The following is a 21016-nucleotide window of genomic DNA, read 5'->3' as shown; positions in this document are numbered from 1 at the left end:
CGATAGTTTGGGCGCAAAAAACGGGGGCTCGGGATTATTCCCGAGCCCCCGCTAGTCAGAACTTATTTGGAACCGGCTGGTGCAGCCGGAGCCGGGATAGTGTCCAGGGTCATGAAAACTTGTTTCATTTGCTCCGCAGACACCGCGCCCGGACCGCCCAAAGCGGTGGCAGCGCGCGCCTGGAGACGCACAATCTCAGCGGAAGTGGCTCCATCCAGAGAATTCCCCAGCGCGTTGGGCAACAGCAGAATCGGTCCGTCGCTGAGCACTCCTCCAGCTACGGCATCGACAGGGTTAGTGCCCGAAGCGAGATAGACATGTGCTGACCCATTGGGGAACTGATACTTGCTGATTTCACGAGCGGTCTGGTAACGGTCAGCCCCAAAAACCCGCTCGCTGGTTCGCTCGCCGGCAGCTTGCGACAAAACCGCGTCGGACACTGCTCCCGGACCACCCAAAGCCACTACTTTCGCCGGGTTAATCGCCGCAATCGTTTGGGTCACGACCGCCGGCAACTTGCCGTTGGTAGGAACCAAGATGACCGGCCCGGCGGTCAGTGAACCGGCAGCCAGCGCATCTACCCCTCGTGACATTTCCGCCAAGAAAACGGCACTGGCAGGTCGGGTTTCCGCAGCGTGACGAGCAATGAGGGCAGAAGTCTCCACCCGGTCGCGACCCCCGATTCGGTCAGTATCCACTCCTGCTGCCACCGTATTCAGCACCGCGTCACTGACCGCGCCGGTACCGCCCAAAGCGACCACCTTGGTAGCTTTCGCTTCTTTCACGTATTTCGCGACCGCGGCTTGGGCATCCCGCTTGTTCAGCACCAGCACAATCGGACCATCCGTGAGTGACCCTCCTGCCAGCGCGTCAGCGGTGTTCACCCCGTTGGCTACGTAAACCGTGCGCGCCCCCTGCGGGAAGGCATAACGTGCGATGGACAGGGCAGTCCCCACCCGGTCTGGTCCTGCCAAAAGCGTGGGGATACCCATGCCGGCTTGATTTCGCTGCGCTTGGCTGAGGCCGGGGGGAACGATGGGGTTTCCTGGCTCAGAAACGTAGTACGCCACCATTTGTCGCAGCGTCGGCAAGAATGCGTAAAAGGCGTTGCCCGGACAGGCGGTAGCCCCGACGTCACGGTGCCCGGAAACTACCGGAGCCAGAAAATCGTGTCCGTCTTTACGGATGTTGGTTCGCAGATTCAACGGATTCAAACCGGTGGGACGCAACTTGTAAGCCACGACGCGCGCCACCGTATCTACAGCCGCGTCCGAGGGGCGGTATTCCATGTAGTTGCCCAGCACGGAAATCCCGAAAGTCGTGCTGTTTACACCATAGGCGTGCCCGCCGACGATGTTGGAGGACCAGAAGTCACCCGCACGCCCTTGCCAAGCGCGACCAAAGTTATCCACCAGCACGTTGTAGCCGATGTCACCCCACTTCAGACTGATGGCGTGATAGCGATAAATGGAACGCAGGATAGCCGGAACGTCACCGGGGGAATAGTTATTTCCCGTGGCGGTATGGTGCACTACTGCTCCGCGGACCGCGCCTGCCCGGAGTCTCCATCCCATCCAAGACTCGTTCGCTCCCCAGTCGGCTCGGGAATAAACCGTGGCGGGACGTCCCGTTGCGGGGACATTGGTCCAAGCGTTTCGCGCCGGGTCGGGAGGAATGACCTGTTTACCAGCATCATTAGTTTTGTTGGGCTTTTCCTTGCCCCCATCGGGACCGGTGGCGATGCCAGGTTTCACTCCGGCAGACACAAATGCGTTCGTGTCTCCCGTTTCCACGGTCGCATAAGCGTGGTCCTCGGCTCTGGTTTGGGAATCAATCACTTCTACGGTGGGCTGCAGTTTCGCCCCCCGCGGGACTACCACCGCGATTTGCGCTTTCGCGACGTTGGTCAAAATCCAGGGTTCCGTCACGTTCAGCTTGTCGTCTTTCGTGGAATCGAATTCGTCGCCGATGGTTTGCCACTCGCTCCAGGTTCCGGCTTGCAGATAACGCCCCATTACCACCAGGGGCTGCGGACCGCGAGGTGACCACCGGGCTGCTATCAGCGCCACGGGTGCCTGCACTTTCACAGTGGAGACGAGTTTGTCTGTCGGGCCAGTGTTGGCAGCAACCTCGTGGTGCGAGGACCGGAGCATACCCCGACTGTCAAACAAAGGTACCTCGCCTCGCTGGGAGGCTTGGAAAGCTGCCGTTTTCTGGTTTAGCTCCGAGTCACCCAGAGTGTCCAGAGTTGCGTGGCTCGCAAAATTAGAGCTGACTTTATCGGTGATACCGCTGTCCCGTTCCGCTGCCACTGCCACCGCTGCCGGACTCGCCAACAGACTCAATACTACTAAAGACCACATGATGCCGCGTTTGCGCATAAGTTCCTCCCATCGGTGCTGCAATTTAGCATGACTATTTTAATCATCTCTGTCCAGAGATTTTTACAAAAAATCCAAAATTATCTCACGGTTTGATATGCTTTGATGCTTAATTTTCACACCAGCAACAATAGTAACGCAGCTGCAGCTATCCACCGCAGCTCTCTCGGTTCCAAAATACGCTTTCACTGATTTCATCCTCAAATGACACAATATAAAGGTGCACGAAACAGGGAAGGACACCAGCCAAGCTGTGCCGCAGCCATCACCAAACCAGCCTGCGGCTCAAGAGGTCGCTTTAGTGATACCCATCTATAACGAGGGTCCCGTCATCACCGAGGTCTTGCAGGAAGCCCGACAGACTTTCCCGCACCTCATTTGTGTCGATGACGGTTCCACCGACAATTCCGCTGCCCTGGCTCGCGCCGCTGGCGCCACGGTCCTGACTCACGCTATCAACCTCGGTCAAGGGGCCGCCCTACAGACCGGAATCACTTACTATTTGCAAGCCACTGACCTACCCTATGTCGCCACCTTCGACGCCGACGGTCAGCACCTCACTTCTGACGTCACCGAAATGTGGCAGCGCGCCAAAGCGGAGGACTTAGACATCATTTTTGGCTCCCGTTTCCTCTCTGACGTGCAAGAAATGGGACGAATCAAACGCATCGTCTTAAAAACCGCTGCCTGGGCTACCGCTCGCACGACCCACATGAACCTGACCGACGCACACAACGGGTTGCGGTTGCTCTCGCGCCGGGCTGCCAGCACCCTAAACCTGAAACAAAACCGCATGGCCCACGCTTCTGAAATCGTGGCACAACTGGGTAAAAGCGGGCTGCCGTGGGCGGAAATGCCAGTCCACATCCGCTACACCGACTATTCCAAAGCCAAGGGGCAGTCCCTGTGGAACTCAATAAACATCGTCATGGATTTGCTGATGGGGGTGCGTTAACGTGGACGTTTTCACAAGTGTGGCCGGGCTGGTTCCCGTCTCGGTTCCGACATTGCTGGCTGGAGTCGCCGCCGGTCAGTGGGGTATCAAGGTCGTCCTGCTCCTGGTGGTTGGGGTGGGGCTGGTTTACGTGTCTCGGCTGCAAGGCGCCCGCGACCTGGCAATGCGACGTATCTTGGCACTGCTGTTCGCGATTTTGGCAGCCGTGGCAATCATCTATCCGCCAGTGATTTCCGCAGTCGCTACGTTCCTCGGTGTCGGCAGAGGTACCGATTTACTGCTGTATCTGCTGGTCATAGTGGTGTTGGCAACCTGGCTGGTGCAGTGGCGTTACAACATCGCGGTGCAGGCGCGCCTGACTGAACTGACTCGGGCGTTGGCCCTGTCCGAGGCCCGTCACAACGACTCTAATGACGAGCCAAAACCCAATACCGCAGCCGCAGACCCCAGCTAATCAATCTCAGCAACGGCAACACAGAGGGACGACCCGCATAGAGCCGATTTAAGAAAATCCGCGCCGAATCGTGATGAGCCCGCAAGGCACGCAGGTTGCGTTTCGCTCCTGCCCCCAGCGTCTTGTCCCCTGTCGTGGCGCCCTGCTCGTGTATTGCTACGGCGTTGCCCACAAACAGCGCCCCGCGTCCCAGGAAACGCCGCGCCCGCCAAGCCAGGTCCATGTCCTCAAAGTACATAAAGTATGCCGGGTCAAAGCCACCCAGTTGTTCCCAATCCGCGCGGCGCAGCAGGATACACGCCCCACTCAGCCAATCAACCGCGGCCGAGTCCGTCCCGCGCCAAGATGATCCCCAATACCGGCGAGTCCACGGGTTTCCCGGCCACACTCGTCCCAGCAGCGCGTGACCAATCCCTATAGAAATATAGGGAAAAGACCGACCGGTCGGATAGCGCGTGCCGGTTTCGTCCACCAGCGCCGGACCGATGAGGGCAGCCTCGGGATGGGCTGCAGCAGCGGCAATCAGGGCATCCACAGCGCCGGGGGTCAGGCGCAAATCTGGGTTGGCGAACACCAGCCACGGCTCCGTTCCTCCGAAGTCAGAACCAAAATTGCTACCTGCCCCGAATCCCGGATTGTTAGGCAAGGAACGGTATTCCGCCCCGAATTCTTGACAAGCTGCCACCACCGCGGGGTCGGGAGCCTCTGAGTTATCCACCACGACGGCGTGAATCGACCGGGAAGATGCTGTCGCTAAGCTCTGCAGCAGCCCGCGAATTCCCTCCCCGCAGTGATAAGCGACCGTGACCAAGCGAATAGCCGAGTCACTGTCGCCAAATGCCGGAGTCGGGTTGGGGGGGGTGGCGGACACACTCGACACGTACTTTCCTTCCCGGGCGCACAAAATCTAGAAAAATCATCGGGTCTGGCACAGCCGTACCAGGAAATACCCGACACTTAAGTCTACAATGGCTTGGTGTCATCAAAGCACCACCCTATTGCCACGCACGCTGCCGCTCTGACCCGCCCGCGGCGGGGACTGCGCATTTTCAGCCTGGTGTTCATGTTCTTGGCAGTTTTTAGCCTGAGTTTCGCGGGCATGGTCAACGCAGATATTTCTTCTTGGACCAAAAAAGCCAACGTAAATAAATTTCTGGACCAGAATCGTCACGAAAAGAAAAATCCACGGGACAATTTCGCCAACCGTGACTTGAACGTGATGGTAATCGGGTCTGATCATCGAGCCCAGAAAGATTACGACGAAAACGGCAGGCTGGTTACCGGAATGCGTTCCGATACCACTATGGTGGCGCATATTAGCGCGGATCGCACCCGGGTAGAGGTCATGTCGATTCCGCGTGACCTGATGGTAAAGCGACCGGCTTGTCTGCGCGCTGACGGAAAGACTGAACCCGCCAGCCCAGGTTATGTCCAGTTCAACTCCATTTTTGCGCTGCTGGGACAGGAAGAAGACGTAGCTGCCGCTACTGCCTGCACCATGAAAACTGTCGAACAGCTGACCGGGATTTTCCTAGATGAATTTGTGGTCGTTGACTTTGATGGCTTTGAAAATATGGTTGCCGCCTTGGGCGGGGTGCCGATTTGCCTGGATGAAAAGATGAAAGACAGCAAAGGCGCCATCGACTTGCCCGCCGGTTGCCACACTTTGGATCCCCAACAGGCACTCGGTTTTGCTCGAGCCCGCTACGGGGTGGGAGACGGCTCGGACATTTCCCGGATTGGTCGCCAGCAAAAGCTGGTCGGAGCCATGATGAAGGAAGCCAAGAGCCGTAACATGCTGACCGATTTGCCTTCGCTCTATGCGTTCCTCAAAGCAGGAATGAAATCCCTCACCACCTCTGAGAACTTCGGCAATGCTAAAAACCTGGGCGGATTGGCATTTTCCTTGGCTAAAATCAAACCTGATAACATCCGCTTTTACACTCTGCCGTTTGGGGAATACGCTCCGGATCGGGCACGCGTCGCCGTGGCATACAATGCCCCGAATATGTTCGATGCGTTGCGTTTAGACCAGCCGGTTCCCCCCGAGTTCCCCTACCAGGACATGAACGGGAACCTTCACCAGCCCAGCGAACAGACCGCGACATCCTCGCCTTCGCCGGATTCCGCCAGTTCCGGGGGTTCCGTTCCGGCACAAGGGAGTAGCACCGGTCGCGCGGGAGGGGCACCTTCGCGGGGGACGACCGCGACGAGCAGGGCAAACGGGACGAACTTTGCACACGCCGGGCAACCCGTGGGAGGCTCCGCGAGCAGCAACTCTGCCAGCAACGTTGAAACTCCGGCGCGCGGCGCCGATACTGCCCCCAATTCAAACTCGGTGAGTACCGGCGAGGTCGGAGGAAACTCCGCGCACAATGCACCTGCCGGGGAGGCATCCGGAGACAGCAGCATGGGGCAGGAATCCGCGCAATGACCTTGCCACCGTCTTTTCCGCCAGGCAGTTCCCAGTCTCACCCTCACCCCGACAACTCTCCCCAAATTCGGCACCAGGCAGCGAATCAGCCGACTTACCCGGCTTTTCCCAGCAACCCCAACGGGACCAACCGCCCCGATTTGCGCACTGCTGTGGTGGTAGGCAGTTCCGCCACACCTGCGACGCAACACCAGGGGCTGAGCTATACGGATTTGGCGCTACCAGCCTCTTATGCCCCCGGTTCCGCAGCGAACCACTACCCCGGCACCCCCGGCGTACGCCCCGCGGAGTCTTTCCAGCCCCAGCCCGCCCCCACAGTGCCCGGTTCGGAGTCCTATCTGTCCGCCGAGCCTCCCCATTCCGGCGCTATCCACACTCGTAGCTGGTCCAAACGTATCTTCCTCACCCTTTTGACCCTGCTTTTAGCGATGGTTTTGGCGATTGTATTTTGGGGATTGTTCCTGAACAATCGGGTCAATACGAATATAGGTCGCACCGACGCCCTGAGCGGGACCGCCGACACGCCCGGCACGACTTGGCTCATCGCCGGTTCGGATTCTCGCGAGGGCACTGCCGAAGCCAGCCTCGGAGTGCAAGGTCAGCGTTCCGACACCATCATTTTGGTACACCAAGCCGCCAACGGCACCGCCATGATTGTTTCCCTGCCCCGCGACTCCTATGTCGAGATTCCGGGTCACGGTCATAACAAGCTCAATGCCGCATTTTCCGAGGGAGGTCCGGCGCTGCTGGTTTCCACCGTCGAAGGCTTGACCGGACTGACCGTTGACCATTATGTGCAAATCGGTTTCAACGGGGTCTCCCAGGTCGTCGACGGGGTCGGCGGGATTAACCTGTGCTGGGACCAGACATTTTCCGACCGGGTCTCCGGGCTCAGTTGGCAAGCCGGATGTCACGACGTAGACGGGACGACCGCCCTGCTATTTGCGCGGATGCGCTACGCCGACCCACTGGGTGACATCGGGCGCACCCAACGTCAACGCCTGGTCATCAGCTCTACCCTAAAGAAAGCGCTGAGCCCGGAAGTACTGATTAATCCGGCCCGGCAAGTGGCACTGGCAGATGCGGGCGCGGCGGCGCTGACAGTTGACCGCTCCACTCAGACGATTGACATTGCTCGGCTCGCGCTGGCACTGCGGAAGGCCGGGGACGCCGGTCTGCAGGGGGTGCCACCCATTGCGTCTCTCGGTTACAACCCCGGTGGTGGTGTGGGGTCGACGGTGAAGCTGGACGAGAACCGCACCCCCGCCTTCTGGGAAGGGCTGCGTAACGGGACCCTCACCCCTGCCGACCTGACCCCGCAGTTCTAAATCTGCTGTTATTGCTCATTTAGACAACTGACCGGGTGGGGTATAGCTCGTTTCAGATACCCCGCCGGTCGGGGTGTCGCTCGCGAAGAGCCGCGCTGGGCGGGGTATCGCTCGCGGAGGTCTCGCGCGACTTGGGGGGTCACAGACCCCCCTCGGAAAATGCTTGCGGAGCATAGCATTTTCCTCACCCCCTAGTGTCGCCTGCGAGTACCTCCGCCTTCGCTCTCCCCGCCCAAAATCACAACCCTCTATCCACACCCGAATCCCAGCTAACAACACTCGGATAAACCCCTGCCCAAACCGCAATCCTCGCGACGCCCAGCCAGATTACGGCGCGAGCGACACCTCGCCCCCAAACCACAACCCTTGTGATGCCCAACCAGATTATGGCTCGCGCGGTAACCAACAGAGCGCGGGGAGGAATGGCGCAATCTCCGCACCGGGCGGCAAATCGGCGGGGTAGAATGACATCATGAGCGATGCTGCAGAAACGCCCCTGGTGGGCTTGGTGATGGGTTCGGATTCCGATTGGGCGACGATGTCGGCTGCCGCGGAGGTGCTGCGCGACTTTGGAATTCCTTTCGAGGCTCGGGTGGTGTCAGCTCACCGGATGCCTATCGACATGCTGGAGTACGGCACTTCAGCGGAAAAGCGCGGTTTGCGAGTGATTATTGCCGGTGCGGGCGGGGCAGCGCACCTGCCGGGGATGCTGGCGGCAGCTACCGTGCTACCGGTCATTGGGGTGCCGGTACCGCTGAAACACTTGGAGGGCATGGATTCCCTGCTGTCTATCGTGCAAATGCCCTCCGGCGTGCCGGTCGCGACCGTTTCTATCGGCAACGCGAAGAACGCCGCCCTGCTGGCTGCCCGCATCTTGGGCGCCGGAGAAGGACCACAGGCGGAACAGATGCGCGAACGCATGTTGCAGTATCAAGCCCTGCTGCGTCAGGTAGCTATCGACAAGGGCGAAGCCTTAAAGAACGTGATGGACACGGAGGAGAACTGAGTTGACCACCTATCATCCGCCCGTGGTGGCGTGTATCGGCGCTGGTCAGCTGGCTCGAATGCTGGCTACCGAAGCCGGTGAGCTGGGATTTTGCCTGCGAGTTTTAGCTGACTCCCCCTCGGATCCGGCTGCTTTCGTGTGCCCGGAGACGGTGGTGGGTTCTGCTGATGACCCCGCAGCGTTGCGCGAACTGCTGGACGGGGCTGACGTGGTGACTTTCGAGCACGAGTTGATTCCGGACACGGTTTTCGATGTCGCCGCCGCGACTGGTGTCCCGGCTCGACCGGCTCAATCCGCACTGCTCTATGCGAAAGACAAGCTGGCGATGCGTCAGCGTTTGGGCGAGCTGGGACTACCCATGCCCGCTTGGGCCAATGGGGCAGACTTGGATGCGGTCAAGGATGTGGGTCGACGCTGCGGTTGGCCGCTGGTGGCAAAAATTAGCCACGGCGGTTATGACGGACGTGGGGTGCGCCTGGTATCCAGTTTGGACGAGTTCAAGACCTGGCGAGAGGGCTTGGATGAGGGCATCGAATGTCTGGTCGAGCAGAGGGTTCCTTTCAGCAGCGAGCTGGCGGTAATGGCAGCACGGCGCGCTTCGGGGGAACTGCGCACCTATATCCCGATGCAAACTTGGCAGGAACAGGGACAATGTGCGGCTGTTTTGGAACCGGCTCAGATTCCGGTGGACATCATTGACCAAGCCGAGGAATTGGCGCGCCAGATTGGCGTGGAGCTCGATATTACCGGAGTCTATGCGGTTGAAATGTTCCTGGTGAAAACTCCCAATGGCAAATACCACCTGTACATCAATGAGCTGGCGATGCGTCCGCATAACTCCGGGCACTGGACCCAAGACGGGTGCGTAACTTCCCAGTTCGAACAGCATTTGCGGGCGGTCTTGGACCTGCCGTTGGGCGATACTTCCCGCACTGCCCCCTACACCGCGATGGCTAATGTCTTGGGCAGCAAACTGGAGGACCCTGCCCAAGCCGTAACGAAAGTGATGGAGAAATATCCCGAAGCCAAGATTCACCTGTATCGCAAGAGTAACCGCCCGAAGCGCAAACTTGGTCACGTCAACGTCTGTGGCACCGACCCTGACCTGGAGCTTTCCTCCGCCCGCGCGGCCGCTAACCTGCTGATGGGCAAGTAACCAGCGCCCCGACCTGGTGACCCTAAAAAGTTGTGGCGGTCCGGAATACCGAGCCGCCACTATGAAACACCCGACTAGCGCAACGACAGGTGTCGAGACAGCGAGTTGTGGGCAAACCAGTAGCCGATAATCAGCAGGGGGATCATGCTCAGCGTTCCCAGCGGGAGGAATATGCCAGTCCCCTCGTTAGTCCGCGAGAGGATAGCGCCGAAAAGCAGCTTTGCCTTGGCGTCACCTGCCAAACTCGTAATGTGCAACGTCACCGGCACCAGGAAAGTAAACAGAGCCAACACCGCTTCATAAACCACATAGATGAGAATGGCGCTGATGGTCACCGCTTTGTTGGTGGACAGGTAAGCGAATCCGAAACGATTGGCTAGGGCGGAAAAGCACACCACCCACAGCACAAACTGTGCAGCTGTCAGCAGCAAGGTCACGATTATGAAGACGATGAGAACTACGGGAGCCCCTTGCAGGAGTTTCCCGATGGCTTCCCAGGGCGCCACGAATTTGTCGCCAAAGCTTAGCTTGGCGCCTGCCGCCCCCGCCATCTGGGTAAAGATAACCCAAGTCAGCGCCAGGCAGCTCCAACAAATGCTGAGCAGAACCGCGATAAACAGCCACAGGGACTTCGTCCCCAGCACGATTCCACTCGAGACGGGCAAGGTGTTTGTAAAGTAGCCGCGTTGCCCGTAGGTGGTCTGGTAGTAATACTTGGAACCCGTGATAAACACGAGGAAAGGAATGATGATTGACACCACGGTACCGAGGGTGGTCCCCGTTACCGACAGGAAACTTAGGTTAGTGAGGCTCAACAGCCCCGAGGCAAACACCACCGCCAAGCCAAGAACCAGATAAAGCAACAGTTGCCAGCCCATTTCCCTGGCTTCATGCTTGAATAACTTAGCAAACATGGGAGTATTCCTTCCTAAAGATTTGATCCAGGGACATACCGTAGGCTTCCCGCAGCTCATCGGCTTCGCCCTGTTTGAACAGTTTGCCCGCGTGCAGGAATACGGCTTCGTCCAGCACCGGCTCAATGTCGGTAACCAGGTGGGTGGAAATAAACAGAGTCGCTTCGGGGTTCCACCCTTTCACAATGGTGTCCAGCAGGGCTTGGCGCGCCGCCGGGTCCACTCCCGAAATCGGCTCATCCAGCAGGTAAAGTCGGGCGGAGCGTGACATTATCAGCGCTAGCTGCAGTTTTTCACGCATCCCTTTGCTCATATGGTTGGTGGTTTGGCGGCGTTGTAGCCCCAGGAATTCCACCAGTTCCATGGCTTTTCTCGCATCAAAGTCCGCGAAATAATCCGCGTGCCGGTTGATAGCCGCTGCTACGCTGATTGATTCGGGCAGCCAGGCGGCATCAGGCAGGAAAGAGGTCATGGCTTTGGTTTTCGCCCCGATCTCTTGACCACCAATGCGGACTTGCCCGCTGGTGGGTTCCAGTACGCCTGCCAAGATTTTTAGCAGGGTGGTCTTGCCGGAGCCATTTTCACCCAGCAAACCGATGATTTTTCCGGCATTCAAGTTAAGGGTGAGCTGGTCCAGTGCCGGCTTTGTCACCCCGTTTACTTTGATACCCCAATAACGTTTGGTGAGGTTGGACACTTCCACTAAGGGTTGCATCTCAATCACGTCCTTTCCATTGACTATTCAACAGATCTTGGGCTTCGCTGAGGCTTAGTCCCAAAGTTTTCATGTCTGTTATGAAGTTGCGCACGGAGGTTTTCGCCAGATTCTTGCCAAGTTCCCGGACAGCCCGGATATCCTCGGTGACGAAACGCCCCAAGCCCCGGCGCGAAGCAACCAAGCCGGTACGCTCCAGCTCGGTTAACGCCTTTTGCATAGTGTTGGGATTGACCCCGTACTCGGCGGATAAATCGCGCACAGAGGGAATCTGAGAACCCCGCTCCCACGCTCCGCTGGTGATGCGCCGTGAGAAGTCGTCAAGTAACTGACGCCAAATGGGCGTTCCAGTATCAAAATCCATCAGCTTCTCCTTACCTAAACAAACGCGGTACCATGTTTGTGTACTACAACACTAATACACCATCACACAGCTGTCAAGGGGAAACTTTTTCCGGGGTAAATAGAGGGGGATTCAACTTAGCCCCATAGAGAGGGCCAGAATATCCCCAGTTCGCCAGCCAGTTTTCGCAACAAGGGCAGAGAAATCCCGATGACATTGTGCGGATCACCCTCGATGCCACTAATGAATGCCCCGCCCAAACCGTCAATGGTAAACGAGCCAGCGACTTCCAGCGGTTCCCCGCTAGCCACATAGGCGCGGACCTCTGCCTCGCTGAACTGCGCAAAATGCACCACGGTAGACTCGGTGCGCCCTACTTCTGCAACCGGTTCGGCTGCCTCGCTGCGCAAACGCATCGCCCAATGTCCGGTGTGCAACACCCCCGAATCTCCCGACAGGGCGCGCACCCGCGCGAAGGCAACCTCCGGATCATGGGGTTTACCCAACACTTCGCCATGAAACTCCAGCATGGAGTCACAGCCCACCAACAAGGTGTCCGCACCCGGCGAAAGCGACGTCTCGAGTTCCCCCGCTACTGCCCGCGCTTTTGCCTGCGCCAAAGCCAAAACCTGCGCTGCGGGATCAGCCCCCTGGGCGCGCAGCTTGGTCAGCAGAGTATCCTCGTCCACGTGAGAAACCTGCACCACCGGGCACAACCCCGCCCCCTGCAACACTTTGCGTCGCGCCGGCGAAGCGGAAGCCAACACCAAGCTCACCGCAGCAGTACCCCTTACAGAATCAGATTTTTCCATGCCTCTAGCTTAATCGCGCGGGTTTAGATCGCCGCAACCCAGCCAGCACCACAGACGTTCCCGCAGTTCAGCCCTGATGCACCCAGCATCCACTACCGGCGGACATCGCGCCGTTGGACGCACCGAAAATGCGGAAAACTACTGTTAAAATTAAGCGTTCCGTTGAATAGCGCAACGGGTCAAAAAAGGGTAAAGTTTTATGCGATGATGACTTAGAGTTTCCATAATCTCCCAGTTTATGAGCACCCGCATTATTCCAGAGTGTCGGTCAAAGAAGAGAGAACAGAACCGGGAGGAATAAACACGAAAGCAGAGGAACAGGAATGACCAGAGTCCTTTTAGTCGAAGACGATCCCGCCATCGCGGAACCGCTGACTCGCGCTCTACAGCGGGAAGGCTACGAGGTCGGAGCGCACGTTACAGGCGGTTCTGCCCTGAAACAAGTCAATGACTCCGACATGGTGATTTTGGACTTGGGGCTGCCTGACATGGACGGTCTGGATGTGGCACGCACGATTCGCGCCCAAGGTATCACCATTCCGATTCTGATTCTGACCGCGCGTACCGGCGAAGTCGACATGGTGGTGGGCTTGGATGCTGGGGCAGACGATTATGTGACCAAGCCGTTCCGTCTGGGCGAGCTGCTGGCTCGCGTGCGGGCACTGCTGCGGCGTTCTGGCGGGGAAATCACTGAGGAAAGTGACCTTTCCGCACAGGACGTGCGCATTGAGGTTTCCGCTCATCGTGCTTTCCAGGGTACACGGGAATTACAGCTGACCGCGAAAGAATTTGAACTGTTGCGAGTGCTGGTGCGCGAGGCTGGCGCGGTCGTGGAGCGGGAAGCCATCATGCGGGAAGTGTGGGGCGGGGACCCGTCGGGTTCCACCAAGACCCTGGACATGCACGTCTCGTGGCTGCGCCGCAAACTCGGTGATGACGCGAACAATCCGCATTACATCACCACAGTGCGCGGCATGGGCTTCCGCTTTGAAACTGCCTAGCCCTTGCGCAAGCAAATCCTGGTTTCTATCCTCAGCGCGGTAACAATTGCTGTGCTGCTACTGGGTGTACCTTTGGCAGCTTTCGCCGTTAATCAGCTGTGGGACTCGGCACGCGCGGATGTTGACGCAGCAGCTAAACAGTATGCTCTGGCTCTGGATCGCACTTCCCTGACCGGGCACTACGTGACTGATGTCACCATAGCGAGCTGGCTGTGGCCGGGACGCGCTGCCGACACCAGGGTGGAAGTCACCACTCACGACGGGCGCGACCTAAGCTTCGGGACTCGCCCGGTGTTTCCGCTGGTCTCCCGAGTCGAGACTGCCACGGGTGCCACTTTGACGGTAATTTCTTCGTCAGACAACGCCCGTTCACGTTCTGTGGTGTTCGTTTTGGTGACTCTTTCCGGGGTGGCAGCATCAGTATTTGTCGGCGCGTTTATCGCGATGCGGTCGTCCCGTCGGATTTCAGCACCGTTGATTTATCTGTCTGCCCAAGCCGAACAGCTCGGTTCTGGCGGGGTACGTCCGCGGGTAACCCCTTCCGGTATTGAAGAAATCGACCTGGTGCAAGACGAACTGGTTCGTGCCAGTGAAAATCTGGCAGGACGTATCGCCGCGGAGCGCCAGTTCGCTTCGGATGTCTCCCATCAGCTGCGCACTCCGCTGACTGCCCTGTCTATGCGACTGGAAGAAATCCAGATGATCAGCAGCGAACCGGAGGTACAGCAAGAAGCCGAACAGTGCCTGGACCAGCTGGAACGCCTGACCGGCGTGATTGAAGACCTGAAACGTAACTCTCAGAACGCAGGCGGGGGCACCACCCAGGCGATTAACGTGGACGAATTCCTGGTACACCAGCAAAACGAGTGGGAAAACCAGTTCCGAGCGGCGGATCGCCCGCTGGTGTTCCGTAATGAAACGGACCGTCCCGCCCTGGCTACCCCCGGTTCACTCGGTCAGGTCATCGCCACCCTGCTGGAGAATTCGTTGAAATACGGGGCAGGCACGACTACCGTGCGCGCGAAGATGAGTGGCAACAAGAAGGGCATGTATTTCGAGGTCAGCGACGAGGGTCCGGGGGTGGATGACGAAATCGCCCCGGATATTTTTAAGAAGGGCGTTTCGGGACACGGTTCGACCGGGATTGGCTTGGCGCTGGCGAAGCAGCTCATTGAGGCGGACGGCGGGAAACTCGAACTCATTGTGCGCCGACCCCCGACGTTCCAGGCTTTTGTCGCCACCGTACCGGCATCTCTGGATCCGAACAAGGTGTTGCCCCAGGGTGCCATTATTTCCGTCTCCCATCCCAAGCGCCGATTCTGACTTTCCCGGTTTCTGCGGCGATTTTCCCCGGTAAAGGGCGTTTCCCTGGATAGGATTTTTTTGTGGATGATTTTCGGGAAGGTAACTGGCTGTTGCGTGCCGATGCCGCGACCGGTTTGCGGGCGCTGCACCAGGCTGGGCAACGTGTGCAAATGATTTACATCGACCCGCCCTATAACACCGGAAACACTTTCGCCTACCACGATCGGCGCGCCAAGGACGAGTGGCTTGCGATGATGCACCCGCTGCTGGCGACAGCCCGCGAAATCCTGACCCCCGACGGTCTCATCTTTATCTCGATTGACTTTAACCAACTGTGTGAGCTGAAACTGGAGATGGACCGCACTTTTGGCACCGAAAACCTAATTGGAAACTTCGTGTGGGTCTCTAACTTGAAAGGTCGCCAGCTGGGGGCAGGTCCTGCCGGAACGCACGAGTACATCTTGACCTATGCCCGTGACGCTGCGCAGGTCGGCAAGCTCCGCGGTCGCACCGAGCTTTTGCAAAAACTCATGCCTGCCGTATACCACCTGCCCCAGCGCCAGGTAAAGCATGATGCGCGCGGGGAGTATGTCACCAAGAATGAGCTGTATAACACGAACTCAAAGTTCAACGAGGTCACTGCCCCCTCGATGGTGTTCGATATTCTCTATCATCCCCAGACCGGGGCGGTACGCACCAGTGAGGTCGGGGCGGCGGACCCCGAACTGGCTGCTGCCGGCTGGATTTGCGCTCACCCTCATCCAAATGCGAAACCGGGACTCAAGTACCACGCGTGGCGTTGGTCGCGGGCGAAAGTGGAACGGGATTACGCAGACCTGGAATTTCAGGTGCGCGGACGGGGGGAACATCGCCATCTAAAGATTTATACCAAAATCCGTAACTTTCACGAAACTGCCCTGAAAGACCTGGTTATCGGACCCTCGACAATTTCAGGACAGCGGGAACTACAGCGTCTGGGTCTGGGCGGATTGTTTGAAACTCCAAAGCCCACGAAGCTGCTACAAGTCCTCATCGAGGCCGCCACCAGCCCCGGCGATACGGTCCTGGATTTCTTCGCCGGCTCGGGCACTACCGGGCAGGCGGCACACACCACGGGGCGACGGTTTGTGTTGATTCAACTGGAAGAGACGTTCAGCTCGGCTAAATCCACCCCCGCTAGCGAGCATGGACTCGACACTATTGCTGACCTGACAGCCGCGCGGCTGCGAGCCGCCCACGTCCCTTTCCGAGAAACGACACTGTAACCATCCCCGACCATCCCCGCAGTGCTCACCGGCACCCTTGTGAACACCCTTATGACCATCCCCTCGGGCACAGCCTTCGGCGGTATCCCGCGGAACTCCGACCTGCCACGACCGTGTACTGCCACGATTCCCCCCGCCCCCGACCCGCCTTGGTGCAGAAACCCTAAAAATCTGTGAAAAACCGGGAAATACGTGGTAAATCCGACTTGTGCTAGGCTTGATTCCCAAGAAAGTCTAAATAGTTTGCCACCATTAAGGAAGGTCATAGTATGAATTCTCCCAGCCGTAAAGGCTTCGACACCTACCTTTTAATTTCCGGGTTTGCCCTGTTTGCCATGTTTTTCGGCGCGGGCAACTTGATTTTCCCCTTCCAAGTCGGCGTCAGCGGGGGCGCCAATGTAATTCCCGCAGTCATCGGCATTTTGCTGACGGGAGTGCTGTTCCCCGTGGCAGGGATGATGGCGGCGTCCACCGACGCTTACGGCGCGGGGCGAATTGCCGACCGCATCGGGCACATTCCGGGGCTGATTTTGACCGTCGCGGTATTCCTGTTTTGTGGGATGTGTTACGCGATGCCCCGCGTGGCTACCGTATCTTGGGAGATGGCTATCCGCCCTTTGACCAGCTTGGGAACCCAGACCGGGGATAACGCCGCGAATCACGTCGGGCTGTTTATTTACTCGCTGATCTTCTTTGCCATCGTGTTGATTCTGTTGAACCGCCCCGATCGGATGCTGGACCGCATCGGACAGTACCTGACCCCGGCGCTGCTGATTTTGCTGCTGGTGATGATTGCCATCGCCATGTTTAAACTGCCCAGTGTCGAAACGATTCACCCCAATCCGTCCTATCAGGCTTCGCCCTTTACTGCCGGGTTGATTACCGGCTACGGCACGATGGACGCTCTAGCATCCCTGGTGTTCGGGGTGGTCATCATCACCCAGTTGCACGCTCACGGCTACAACGAAAAGCGTTCCGTGTTCCGGGCGACGACCTTTACTGCGGGTATTGCGGGAGCATCCCTGGCTATCGTTTACACGGGCTTGGCATTTGTGGGTACCCGCGTAGCGGATCAGGAGATTGCTAACCCGGCAGCCGGTCTGTCCTTGGCGGCGCAAATGATTTTCGGACCAATCGGACAAAGCCTGTTCTCGATTATCGTGTTCCTGGCATGCTTGACCACCGCTACCGGGCTGATGGGAGCTTCAACTCAGTACTTCTGCGATTTGCTCCCGAAGGTACACCGTTCCGCTATGCTGGCGATTCACGTGGTGATTTCCCTGCTGGTGGCTAATCTGGGTCTCGAGAACATCCTCGCCATCGTGGTGACGATTGGGTTGGCGACCTATCCTCCGGCAATCTGCCTGATTATGATCGCCCTGCTGGATTACACCATGAAACGCCAGCTGTTCTGGACCTACCGGCTCTCCGCCTGGGTAGCCACCCTAATCGGGATTTTTGAAGCCATCTCTACTTTCAAGCTCCCGGCTTGGGAGCACGTCACCGGCTGGCAGCAGGCTTTGCAAGATGTTTTGCATGTCCTTCCGCTGGGCGACGTGCAGATGGGCTGGCTGACCCCCGCTCTCGCTGGGGTCGCGGTCGGTATCGCCATTGACCTGCTGCACCCCATTGATGTGGCCAAATTGCCGATGTCCCAGACTCCGACCGGGATTCCCGACCGGGACTCAGAGAAAGACGACCTGCCTGTCGAAGGCTAAATCTAAATGTCTGTGTGGGGCTCTGCCGACCGGCAGAGCCCCACACATTTACCTAAATCAAACGGCGGTGAGTTAGAAACGGAACTTTTCCATCTCTGTTTGCAGACCTCTTGACTGGTTTGCCAGCTCTTTGGTCTGGTCTACCATTCGTCGCAAAGCTGCCGAGGAATTATCTGCACCGTGAGCCACCGAGGCAATATTTTCGGCAATCTGACCGGCACCAGCGGCCGCGTCCTGAACGGAACGTGACATTTCGTTGGTAGTGGCAGACTGTTCTTCCACCGCGGCAGCGATTGTGGTCTGGTAATCGTTGATGCTGGAAATAATCACTGAAATCCGCTCAATGGCACTGACCGCAGCCTCGGTATCCTGCTGGATTTGAGTGATTCGCGCACCAATATTTTCAGTAGCGGCCCCTGTTTGTGCCGCGAGATCTTTGACCTCCCCTGCCACCACGGCAAAGCCTTTACCGGCTTCGCCCGCGCGGGCAGCCTCAATGGTCGCGTTCAGGGCCAACAGGTTAGTTTGTTCGGCAATAGCCGTGATTTCACGGATGACCTCACCAACTTCCTTGCTAGATTCGCCCAGCTTTTCCACCACTTGACTGGTTTCTGCCGCAACCGCGGTAGCCTCACCTGCGACGCGCGCAGCATCGTTAGCATTGGCAGAAATTTCGCGTATGGAGGCACCCATTTCTTCTGCCCCGGCAGCAACGGTTTGAATTGACTGGGATACTTCATTCGCAGCGTTGCTAACCAATTCGGCTTCGGAACGCACTTGTACGGCTGCCGCCGCAGACTCATCAGCTTCCCGCGCCAAATCCATCGCGGTGGCATTGACATTGCCAGTCAAGCTCGCAGACTGGGTAATCAACTCGCCGATTTCAGTGACCGAGCGGTCCATTCCCTGGCAAATCGAACCCATTTCGTCGCGGGCTTCATAAGCGGTGCGTTGCGTGAGGTCACCGTGACCCATCGCCGCGACGACATCATTAACCAGCTGTAGCGGACGGCTTATGACCCGGTACAGCAATATCCCCAGTGCCAATCCGATTGCTAACGCCAGTGCCAACAATATGCCGATGATGATAATGGAACTGAGCCGGGTGTAGTCCACATCGGCCTTCCGCTCCCGCTCCAGCGCGGTAAAGCGTTCGGTGATGGTGTTATAGGCATCATAGTAGGCTTGGCGCGCATTTTGATACGACTCACCCTGGAGACGCTGCGAGTAGAGAGCACGGTCGTCCACAAGGGCGGCTGATACCAGTTCGTCTTCCAATACCTTTTGCCAGTGGTCGATTGCGGCAAAGTATTCATCGAGTTCTGGCACAGTTTGCGCGATGGGGTTAGAAGTGATTTCCTGACGCATTTTTTCCACATCGGATTGTTTAGCCTTGAACGCTTCATGGAACTTATTCTTTTCGGCAGGAGTAGGTAAGCCTAAAGTTAGCAACACATCAGAACGGGTCGAAATCAGGGTGGCATCCATGGCTGCCATTGACCGCGAGAACTGGCTGACAGCCAGCAAGCGGTCCGCGTCATCGCCTAGGGTGTTGAGTTTCACAATAGAGTATCCCGAGAGCACTACCATCAGTGCCAACAAGGCAGCAATAACGGTGGTGAACTTGGCAGACAGCTTTAGATTCGAAAATAAGTTTCGCTGAATCTTTGTGCTTACCCTCTTTGCTGGCGCTTCAGAACTTCCTGATTCCATAGCGTAATTCCTATCGTTGATTGTTGGATTATTAGACTTTATTTTTCTTACCATCGGTCAGTTTTTATTGCGCGCCCCGTAACAAAGTCACGGCGCGAGCAATATCATGGCATAACCGATAGCTCATAATAACCCGACTGCAACGCTTTGCTATTTATTTCAAAAAATTAACCACATACATATAAAGCAAGCACTGCAATTCCGTGCAGTGCTTGCTTTATATGTACTATCAAATCACGGTTTTCGGAGTGCCGCGCACTCCGAAAATGTGACTACTTCAAGGTGACGGTAGCGCCGGCCTCTTCGAGTTCAGCCTTGGCCTTTTCAGCGTCTTCCTTCTTGGCACCTTCGAGGATGGCCTTGGGAGCGCCATCAACCAGGTCCTTGGCTTCCTTCAAGCCCAGACCGGTCAGAGCCTTGACAACCTTGATAACCGGAACCTTGGAGGCGCCAGCGTTCTCGAGCACGACGTCAAATTCGGTCTGCTCTTCGCCACCAGCAGCGTCGCCACCAGCAGCCGGAGCAGCAGCCACGGCTACAGCAGCCGGAGCAGCAGCGGTCACGTCAAAGACCTCTTCGAACTTCTTCACGAAGTCGGAGATCTCAATCAGGGTCATATCCTTGAACACGTCGATCAGTTCATCAACAGTCATTTTCGCCATTTTTGGCATCCTTTCGGTTTATCCACCTGGTGATTCCTGCACACCGGGCGTCGCTCTCGCTGATGCGAGCGCTTTTTTCTTTGAATCTAGGTCTAAAGTAAAGCGCCTTAGGCCGCGAGCTTTTCGCGGTAGGCGTCGATGGTACGAACCGTCTTGGAGGCCGAAGCCTGGAACAGCCCGGCAGCGCGAGTTTGCAGCGCCTTGAGCAATCCAGCGGACTTCGCCAGCAAAACTTCGCGGGATTCCAGGGAAGCGAGTTTCTTAACCGCATCGGTGTCGAGGATTTCCCCGTCCATGATGCCAGCCTTCAAAACCAGCGCCTTGTTTTCCTTCGCAAAGGTATCCAGAGCCTTAGCGACGCTAACGACATCGCCATCGGCAGGAACGAAAGCAATCGCGGTCGGTCCCACGAGGTATTCGTCGAGACCTTCCAGCCCAGCTTCCTTCATAGCCAGCTTCGCGAGCTTGTTCTTCGCTACGGAGTAACGCACGTCCGTACCGAGCGAGGTACGCAGCTCTTTCATCTGCTTTACGGTCAGACCACGGTATTCGGTCAAAATAACAGCGGCGGAGTCCTTCGCGGATGCCGCGAGAGACTGCACATCTGTGACTTTATCAGGCCTTGCCATGAGCCCTCCTTCCGTTTTTAGCCGGCTGCACGGGATTCGGGCAATAAAAAAGCCCCGCGCGCAAGAGCCGGGGCGTACAGATACGGTTCCCGTCCGTTTTCTGGGTTTTATTGCCACAGAAGGTCGGTGGGTACCGTTCATGATTCGCTTATCGTTTCCTGCGCAGGCTCAGCTATCGCTGAATTATCCGTTCGGACCGGCGGTCTTAGGCTCGTTCAGGCTAGC

19 protein-coding genes are annotated in these 21016 nt (G+C 57.6%); 10 read left to right on the top strand and 9 right to left on the bottom strand.

Annotation, left to right across the window (positions count from 1 at the left end; genetic code table 11):
* Window positions 1–62: 62 nt before the first annotated feature.
* Entirely contained in the window at window positions 63–2381 is a 2319-nt protein-coding gene (locus HMPREF0573_RS05135; protein WP_013189097.1) for a cell wall-binding repeat-containing protein, read from the bottom strand.
* Between the two features lie 220 nt (window positions 2382–2601).
* On the opposite strand from HMPREF0573_RS05135, the gene HMPREF0573_RS05130 reads away from it, so the two are divergent.
* Both HMPREF0573_RS05130 and HMPREF0573_RS05125 read left to right on the top strand, forming a co-directional pair.
* The gene (locus tag HMPREF0573_RS05130) at window positions 2602–3336 is read left to right on the top strand and encodes a glycosyltransferase family 2 protein (RefSeq protein WP_013189096.1); all 735 of its coding nucleotides are present in this window, start codon (window positions 2602–2604) and stop codon (window positions 3334–3336) included.
* A 1-nt stretch (window position 3337) separates the two neighbouring features.
* Complete coding sequence (locus HMPREF0573_RS05125; RefSeq protein ID WP_004007398.1) at window positions 3338–3790, top strand: DUF2304 domain-containing protein; 453 nt, start codon at window positions 3338–3340, stop codon at window positions 3788–3790.
* Here the strand turns inward: HMPREF0573_RS05125 and HMPREF0573_RS05120 are convergent.
* On the bottom strand, window positions 3744–4670 hold the full coding sequence (locus HMPREF0573_RS05120; protein ID WP_013189095.1) for a glycosyltransferase family 2 protein: 927 nt from the start codon (window positions 4668–4670) through the stop codon (window positions 3744–3746). The genes HMPREF0573_RS05125 and HMPREF0573_RS05120 overlap by 47 nt on opposite strands.
* Before the next feature lie 96 nt (window positions 4671–4766).
* Here HMPREF0573_RS05120 and HMPREF0573_RS05115 point away from each other — a divergent pair, with 96 nt between their 5' ends.
* The 4 genes from HMPREF0573_RS05115 (at window position 4767) to HMPREF0573_RS05100 (ending at window position 9714) form a co-directional block, all read left to right on the top strand.
* Entirely contained in the window at window positions 4767–6224 is a 1458-nt protein-coding gene (locus HMPREF0573_RS05115; RefSeq protein WP_004007400.1) for an LCP family protein, read from the top strand.
* A complete protein-coding gene (locus HMPREF0573_RS05110) occupies window positions 6221–7552 on the top strand; it encodes an LCP family protein (RefSeq protein ID WP_041797976.1) in 1332 nt (443 codons plus the stop codon). The genes HMPREF0573_RS05115 and HMPREF0573_RS05110 overlap by 4 nt, the downstream gene beginning before the upstream one ends.
* A gap of 472 nt (window positions 7553–8024) precedes the next feature.
* The gene (gene purE / locus HMPREF0573_RS05105; RefSeq protein ID WP_004008972.1) at window positions 8025–8558 is read left to right on the top strand and encodes a 5-(carboxyamino)imidazole ribonucleotide mutase; all 534 of its coding nucleotides are present in this window, start codon (window positions 8025–8027) and stop codon (window positions 8556–8558) included.
* A gap of 1 nt (window position 8559) precedes the next feature.
* Window positions 8560–9714, top strand: a complete 1155-nt coding sequence (locus HMPREF0573_RS05100) for a 5-(carboxyamino)imidazole ribonucleotide synthase (protein ID WP_004011163.1) — start codon at window positions 8560–8562, stop codon at window positions 9712–9714.
* 74 nt (window positions 9715–9788) lie between these two features.
* Here the strand turns inward: HMPREF0573_RS05100 and HMPREF0573_RS05095 are convergent, their stop codons facing one another.
* The 4 genes from HMPREF0573_RS05095 to HMPREF0573_RS05080 form a co-directional block, all read right to left on the bottom strand.
* Window positions 9789–10628, bottom strand: coding sequence for a hypothetical protein (locus HMPREF0573_RS05095; protein ID WP_013189091.1), 840 nt, complete (start codon window positions 10626–10628; stop codon window positions 9789–9791).
* A complete protein-coding gene (locus HMPREF0573_RS05090) occupies window positions 10618–11352 on the bottom strand; it encodes an ABC transporter ATP-binding protein (RefSeq protein ID WP_013189090.1) in 735 nt (244 codons plus the stop codon). Before HMPREF0573_RS05090 ends, HMPREF0573_RS05095 begins: the two co-directional genes overlap by 11 nt.
* Window positions 11345–11707 (bottom strand): GntR family transcriptional regulator, encoded by a 363-nt coding sequence (locus HMPREF0573_RS05085; protein ID WP_013189089.1) that lies wholly within the window; start codon window positions 11705–11707, stop codon window positions 11345–11347. Before HMPREF0573_RS05085 ends, HMPREF0573_RS05090 begins: the two co-directional genes overlap by 8 nt.
* Before the next feature lie 116 nt (window positions 11708–11823).
* Window positions 11824–12498 (bottom strand): Maf family protein, encoded by a 675-nt coding sequence (locus HMPREF0573_RS05080; protein ID WP_013189088.1) that lies wholly within the window; start codon window positions 12496–12498, stop codon window positions 11824–11826.
* A gap of 323 nt (window positions 12499–12821) precedes the next feature.
* Here HMPREF0573_RS05080 and HMPREF0573_RS05075 point away from each other — a divergent pair, with 323 nt between their 5' ends.
* The 4 genes from HMPREF0573_RS05075 to brnQ all read left to right on the top strand — a co-directional run bounded on the left by HMPREF0573_RS05075 (window position 12822) and on the right by brnQ (window position 17787).
* Window positions 12822–13499 carry a response regulator transcription factor gene (locus HMPREF0573_RS05075; RefSeq protein WP_004007408.1) on the top strand — a complete coding sequence of 226 codons (678 nt, stop codon included), beginning with the start codon at window positions 12822–12824 and terminating at the stop codon, window positions 13497–13499.
* Between the two features lie 3 nt (window positions 13500–13502).
* A complete protein-coding gene (locus HMPREF0573_RS05070) occupies window positions 13503–14822 on the top strand; it encodes a HAMP domain-containing sensor histidine kinase (RefSeq protein WP_004007409.1) in 1320 nt (439 codons plus the stop codon).
* Window positions 14823–14884: 62 nt separating this feature from the next.
* Window positions 14885–16069 (top strand): site-specific DNA-methyltransferase, encoded by a 1185-nt coding sequence (locus tag HMPREF0573_RS05065; RefSeq protein WP_013189087.1) that lies wholly within the window; start codon window positions 14885–14887, stop codon window positions 16067–16069.
* A gap of 269 nt (window positions 16070–16338) precedes the next feature.
* Window positions 16339–17787 (top strand): branched-chain amino acid transport system II carrier protein, encoded by a 1449-nt coding sequence (gene brnQ / locus HMPREF0573_RS05060; RefSeq protein ID WP_004007411.1) that lies wholly within the window; start codon window positions 16339–16341, stop codon window positions 17785–17787.
* A gap of 72 nt (window positions 17788–17859) precedes the next feature.
* On the opposite strand, the gene HMPREF0573_RS05055 is transcribed toward brnQ, so the two are convergent.
* From HMPREF0573_RS05055 to rplJ, 3 genes are all read right to left on the bottom strand, one after another.
* On the bottom strand, window positions 17860–19554 hold the full coding sequence (locus tag HMPREF0573_RS05055) for a methyl-accepting chemotaxis protein (RefSeq protein ID WP_004007412.1): 1695 nt from the start codon (window positions 19552–19554) through the stop codon (window positions 17860–17862).
* A gap of 218 nt (window positions 19555–19772) precedes the next feature.
* A complete protein-coding gene (rplL, locus tag HMPREF0573_RS05050) occupies window positions 19773–20162 on the bottom strand; it encodes a 50S ribosomal protein L7/L12 (RefSeq protein WP_004007413.1) in 390 nt (129 codons plus the stop codon).
* Window positions 20163–20269: 107 nt separating this feature from the next.
* Window positions 20270–20791, bottom strand: coding sequence for a 50S ribosomal protein L10 (gene rplJ, locus HMPREF0573_RS05045; RefSeq protein WP_004007414.1), 522 nt, complete (start codon window positions 20789–20791; stop codon window positions 20270–20272).
* Between the last annotated feature and the right edge of the window lie 225 nt (window positions 20792–21016).

The organism is Mobiluncus curtisii ATCC 43063, from assembly GCF_000196535.1.
Lineage (GTDB): Bacteria > Actinomycetota > Actinomycetes > Actinomycetales > Actinomycetaceae > Mobiluncus > Mobiluncus curtisii.
This window is presented reverse-complemented; position numbering and strand designations above follow the sequence as displayed.